This is a genomic window from Micromonospora sp. 4G55, from assembly GCF_016803375.1.
In genome coordinates, this window is sequence record NZ_JAEVHN010000403.1 from 1 (window position 1) to 5731 (window position 5731).

Consider the following 5731-nt stretch of genomic DNA (forward strand, 5'->3'; position numbering starts at 1 on the left):
GTGGCGCTCGCCGTGCTGCTGGCCGCGGTCTGCGCGTGGCAGCCGCCGGTGGTCCCGGCCGACCTGCGCAGCGTTGACGACCCGACCGCCGCCCGGTCGTTCTTCGCGCCGCTGCGGGCCGAGCTGGCCCGGCGCGGGCTCACCGGCCGGGTGGAGGTCCCGCCGACCCGCAACTACTGGGAGGCCGCCCGGCTCGGCGAGGTGCCGCTGGCCCGGGGCTGGCTGCGGCAGGCGGACGTCGCCCGCAACCCGCTCTTCTTCACCACCGTGCCCGGGGCCGCCGGCACCGGCGTGCCGCTGACCGCCGAGACCTACCGGGCCTGGCTCGACGAGTTCGCCGTGCAGTACGTGGCGGTACCCGACGCACCGCTGTCCTGGGTCGGCCGGGCCGAGGCCGAGCTGGTCTCCGCCGGCCTGCCGTACCTGACGGAGGTCTGGTCGGACGGGCGGTGGCGGCTCTACGCGGTGGCCGACCCGACGCCGATCGTGGGGGCTCCCGGCGAGTTCGTCGGGCAGGACGGAACCTCGCTGACGTTCCGCACGTCCGCCGCCGGCACGGTGCCGGTCCGGGTGTGGCACACCCGCTGGCTGACCGCCTCCGGCGGCGCCACCGTCGCCGCGGACGGGGACTGGACGACGGTCACCGTGCCGCGCGCCGGCACCTACACCCTGCGCGGGTGACCCACCGCCGGCCGCCGCTGGCTGCCTTCTCCACGCCTTCCGCGCTAGGGACCGCCGGCCGGTGCCGGGTGTCTCCTGCACGCCCTTTCGGTCTGATGTCGTAAACGATTCACGGTGGTGGCAGCGGATCCGTCCGGCGGCGGATGCCCGCACACGGCGGCGGTAATCCATCTACGTCATCAGCTCGAAAGGACTCCACCACCGACCCCAGCAGGACGGGCCGAACCGGCCCAGGTCAGCTCGGGTCGCGGCGTACCGGGGAGGGGCGGGCGCGGACGTGCAGCCGCTCTCCCTGCGGCCCGAAGAGGCTGAGGATCTCCAGCGGGCTGTCGTACGGGTTGCCGAACCAGTGCGGCGTACGGGTGTCGAACTCGGCGACCTCCCCCGCCTCCAGGGTCAGCTCGTGGCTGCCGAGCAGCAGCCGGCACCGCCCGGAGAGCACGTAGAGCCACTCGTACCCCTCGTGCACCTGCTGCTCGGGCTCCCCCGGCCGCCCGCCGGGCGGGTAGATCATCTTGTAGGCCTGCACCCCGCCGGGACGGCGGGTCAGCGGCACGATGGTGACCCCGTTGCGGACCACCGACCGGAGCCGGACCCGGGGGTCCCCGGTCTCCGGCGCGCCGACCAGGTCGTCGAGCGGCACCCGGTGGAACCGGGCCAGCGGGAGCAGCAGCTCCAGGGTGGGCCGGCGGCCACCGGACTCCAGCCGGGACAGGGTGCTCACCGAGATGCCGGTGGCGGCGGAGAGCTGGGCCAACGTCACGGCGCGCTGCTGGCGCAGGGCCCGCAGGCGCGGCCCGACCGCCGTCAGCACCTCGTCCGGGGCCGCGGTGTCGTCTGCCATCGGTTCGTTTGCCATCTCGGCAACGATACTTGTCGTCCCGGGAAGCGGCGTGCACGATCCGGAGCGTCGGCGGGACGGACCCGCCGGAAGGGGGAACGAGGATGCACGAGCACCGGATCTACGACGTGGTGGTGGTCGGCGGCGGCGCGGCGGGGCTCAGCGGCGCGCTCACCCTGGGCCGGTCCCGCCGGTCGGTGCTGGTGATCGACGGCGGGGCGCCGCGCAATGCCCCCGCCGGCGGAGTGCACAACTACCTCACCAGCGAGGGCGTCGCCCCCGCCGACCTGTACGCGACGGGCCGGGCCGAGGTCGCCGGGTACGGCGTCGAGGTCGTCGACGGCACGGTCACCAAGGTGCACCGGGCCGAGGGGCACGAGCGGACCCGGTTCGAGGTGGAGCTGGCCGGCGGAGAGCTGGTGCGGGCGCGGCGGCTGCTGGTCACCACGGGGCTGGTCGACGAGCTGCCCGCGATCCCGGGGCTGGCCGAACGCTGGGGCCGGGACGTGCTGCACTGCCCGTACTGCCACGGCTGGGAGGTGCGGGACCAGGCCGTGGGCGTGCTCGCCACCGGGCCGATGACCACCCATCAGGCGCTGCTGTTCCGCCAGCTCACCGACGATGTGGTGGTGTTCACGCACACCGGACCGCCGCTGGCTCCGGAGCAGGCCGAGCAGCTCGCCGCCCGGGGCGTACGGGTGGTCGAGGGCGAGGTCACGGGGCTGGAGGTGACCGACGACCGGCTCACCGGCGTGCGGCTGCGCTCCGGGGACCTCGTCACCCGGCAGGCGCTGGTGGTCGGGCCCCGGTTCGCCGCGCGGGCCGACCTGCTGGCCGGGCTCGGGCTGACGACCAGCGAGTTCGTCGTCGGCGGGCACGTCTTCGGCGACCACGTCGCCGCCGACGCCAGCGGGGCGACCGCGGTGCCGGGGGTCTGGGTGGCCGGCAACGTGACCGACCCGCAGGCCACCGTGATCGCCGCAGCGGCGGCGGGGATGAAGGCCGGCGCGGCGCTCAACGCCGACCTGATCGCCGAGGAGACCGACCGCGCGGTCACCGCGCTGCGCGCCGGGACCGGCGCCGCCACCGAAACGAAAACCGGCGCGGACGGCGTGGACGCCGAGACGGCGCGGCACTGGGACGAGCTCTACCAGCGGCGGGAGCGGATCTGGAGCGGGCGGGCCAACCCGCACCTGGTCGATGTCGTCGACCCGCTGCCGGCGGGCACCGCGCTGGACCTCGGCTGCGGCGAGGGCGCCGATGCGATCTGGCTGGCCGGCCGGGGCTGGCGGGTGACCGCGGTGGACGTCTCCACCACCGCCCTGGACCGGGCGGCGGCCGAGGCGGCCGAGGCCGGGGTGGCGGACCGGATCGACTTCCAGCGGCACGACCTGACCCGCACCTTCCCGGAGGGGGTGTTCGACCTGGTCTCCGCGCAGTTCCTCCAGTCGCCGCTGGAGTTCCCCCGGGCGGAGGTGCTCCGGGCTGCGGCGCGGGCGGTGGCGCCCGGGGGGCCGGCTGCTGATCGTCGAGCACGGCGAGGTCCCGCCGTGGTCCCGACTGGCCCACCCGGACGTGCGCTTCCCCACCCCGGAGGAGACGCTGGCGGAACTCGACCTGGACCCGGACGGATGGTGGACCGAGCGGTTGGACGCCCCCCGGCGTGCGGTCACCGACCCGGAGGGGCAGCCGGCGACCCTGGTCGACCACCTGGTGCTGGTCCGCCGCCGCTGACGGCGCTCAGGCCTCCAGCACGCGTTCCATGGCGGCCCGGGACCGCCGGGCGGTGCGCAGGTACTCGTCGAGGAACTCGCCCGGGTCGTCGCGGCCGAGCAGCCGGACGACCCCGGCCAGCTCCACGCCGTGCCGGGGCAACTGGTCGCCGGCGCGGCCACGGACCAGCATGAGCGCGTTGCGTACCTGCGCGGCGAGCGTCCAGCCGGCGGCCATCCCGGCGGCGTCCGCCGGGTCGACCAGGCCGCGTCCCGGGCCGCCGCCAGCGCGTCGAGGGTCCGGGTGCCCCGCAGATGCGGGTACGCCCCGGCGTGCCGGAGCTGGAGCAGCTGCACCGCCCACTCGACGTCGGCCAGGCCACCCCGCCCCAGCTTGGTGTGGGTGGCCGGGTCGGCGCCCCGGGGCAGCCGCTCGTGCTCCACCCGGGCCTTGATCCGGCGGATCTCCACCACCTGCTCGCGGCTCAGGCCGTCGGCCGGCCAGCGGACCGGGTCGATCATTGCCTCGAACTCGGCGCCCAGGTCGGCGTCACCGCAGATGAACCGGGCGCGCAGCAGCGCCTGCGCCTCCCACACCTTCGACCAGCGGGCGTAGTACTGCGCGTAGGCGGCGAGGCTGCGGACCAGCGGGCCCTGCCGGCCCTCGGGGCGCAGGTCGGCGTCGACGCCGAGCGGCGGGTCGGGGGGCGGGCACGCCGAGCAACCGGCGCAGCTCCTCGGCGATGCCGTGGGCGGCGGCGCTGGCCGCCCGCTCGTCCGCCCCGACCGGCGAGTCGTAGACGAAGAGCACGTCGGCGTCGGAGAGGTAGTTCGACTCGTACCCGCCGAGCGGCCCATGCCGATCACGGCGAACCGCAGTCCGGGAGGCCCCGGCTTGGCGGCCCGCGCGGTGCGCAGCGCGGCGGTGAGCGTGGCGTCGGTGACGTCGGAGAGCGCGGTGCCGACCCCGGTGACGTCGGCCAGGGGCGCGGCCGCCTCCGAGCCCCGCTCCGGGCGCGGGGCGAGCCCGCCGGCCCGGCTCAGCAGGTCGGCGCAGGCGAGTCCGGACCAGCTCCCGCCGGCGCAGCGCGCGTACCGCGCGGATCGCCTGTTCCGGGTCGGGGTACCGGCCCGCGGCGGCGGCGAAGCCGTCGCAGAGCACCTCCCGGGTACGCGGGGCCAGCTCGTTCTCCTCCGCCAGCAGGCGCAGCGCCTCGGGCTCCCGGGCCAGCAGGTCGGCGGCGTACCGGGAGGAGGAGAGCACCCGGGCCAGCCGGCGGGCGACCGGGCCGGAGTCGCGCAGCAGCCGCAGGTACCAGGGGGTGCTGCCGAGCTTGTCGGAGACCTGCCGGTAGTTGAGCAGGCCCCGGTCCGGCTCGGGGGCGTCGGCGAACTCGCTGAGCAGCACCGGCAGCAGGGTGCGCTGGATGGCGGCGGTGCGGCTGACCCCGCCGGTGAGGGCCTGGAGGTGGCGCAGCGCCCCGGCGGGGTCGGCGAAGCCGAGGATCTCCAGCCGGTGCCGGGCCGCCTCCGGGGTGAGCCGCAGCCCGTCGGCGGGTACCCGGGCCACCGATTCCAGCAGCGGCCGGTAGAGCAGCTTGGCGTGCAGCCGGCGTACCTCGGTGGCGTGGGCGACCCACTCGGCGCGGAAGCTCTCCACGGCGCTGCGGCCCGGCGTGGCGGTGCAGCCGAGCGCGGCGGCGAGCCAGCGCAGCGCGGCCGGATCGGTCGGCACGGTGTGGGTCCGGCGCAGGCCCTGGAGCTGGAGCCGGTGCTCGACGGCGCGCAGGAAGCGGTACCCGCGCAGCAGCGCCTCGCCGTCGGCGCGGCCGACGTAGCCGCCGTTGACGAGCGCGCGCAGCGCCGGGATGGTGCCGGGCGCCCGCAACGACTCGTCGCCGCGGCCGTGCACCAGTTGCAGCAGCTGGACGGCGAACTCGATGTCGCGCAGCCCGCCCGGCCCGCGCTTGATCTCGCGTTCCAGCTCCTTCGGCGGGACGTTGTCGATGATCCTGCGGCGCATGGACCGGACGTCGGAGACCGCCTCGGGCCGCTCGGCGGCGGTCCAGACCAGCGGGGCGAGCGCCTCGATCCACTCCCGCGCGAGGGCCAGGTCGCCGGCGGCCGGCCGGGCCTTGAGCAGGGCCTGGAACTCCCAGGTCCGGGCCCAACGCTGGTAGTAGGCGAGATGACTGGCGAGGGTGCGCACCAGCGGTCCCCGGTTGCCCTCCGGGCGCAGCGCGGCGTCCACCGGCCAGGCGACCAGCCCGCAGACATTGATCAGCCGGGCGGCGACCGTGGTGGCGACGCCCAGGTCCTCCTCGTCGGCGGCCACGAAGATGACGTCGACGTCGGAGACGTAGTTCAGCTCGTCGCCGCCGCACTTGCCCATCGCCACCACCGCCAGCCGGGGCCGGGGCGTGCCCGCGGGCAGCTCGTCGACGGCGATCTCGTACGCCGCCGCCAGGGTCGCGTCGGCCAGCGCGGAGAGCGCGGC

At 76.3% G+C, this 5731-nt stretch carries 2 protein-coding genes and 3 pseudogenes; 2 read left to right on the plus strand and 3 right to left on the minus strand.

The genetic code is table 11. The annotated features are described in order from the left end of the window. A pseudogene (locus JNW89_RS25660) lies at positions 1–681 on the plus strand (hypothetical protein); the annotation flags it as partial. 235 nt (positions 682–916) lie between these two features. On the opposite strand, the gene JNW89_RS25665 reads toward JNW89_RS25660, so the two are convergent. Beyond that, complete coding sequence (locus tag JNW89_RS25665; protein ID WP_375155136.1) at positions 917–1540, minus strand: helix-turn-helix domain-containing protein; 624 nt, start codon at positions 1538–1540, stop codon at positions 917–919. 86 nt (positions 1541–1626) lie between these two features. Here JNW89_RS25665 and JNW89_RS25670 point away from each other — a divergent pair, with 86 nt between their 5' ends. After that, positions 1627–3429, plus strand: coding sequence for a methyltransferase domain-containing protein (locus tag JNW89_RS25670; RefSeq protein ID WP_375155137.1), 1803 nt, complete (start codon positions 1627–1629; stop codon positions 3427–3429). Positions 3430–3816: 387 nt separating this feature from the next. Here the strand turns inward: JNW89_RS25670 and JNW89_RS39020 are convergent. Next, a pseudogene (locus JNW89_RS39020) lies at positions 3817–3909 on the minus strand (hypothetical protein); the annotation flags it as partial. Positions 3910–3931: 22 nt separating this feature from the next. Continuing rightward, a pseudogene (locus JNW89_RS25685) lies at positions 3932–5731 on the minus strand (bifunctional [glutamine synthetase] adenylyltransferase/[glutamine synthetase]-adenylyl-L-tyrosine phosphorylase); the annotation flags it as partial.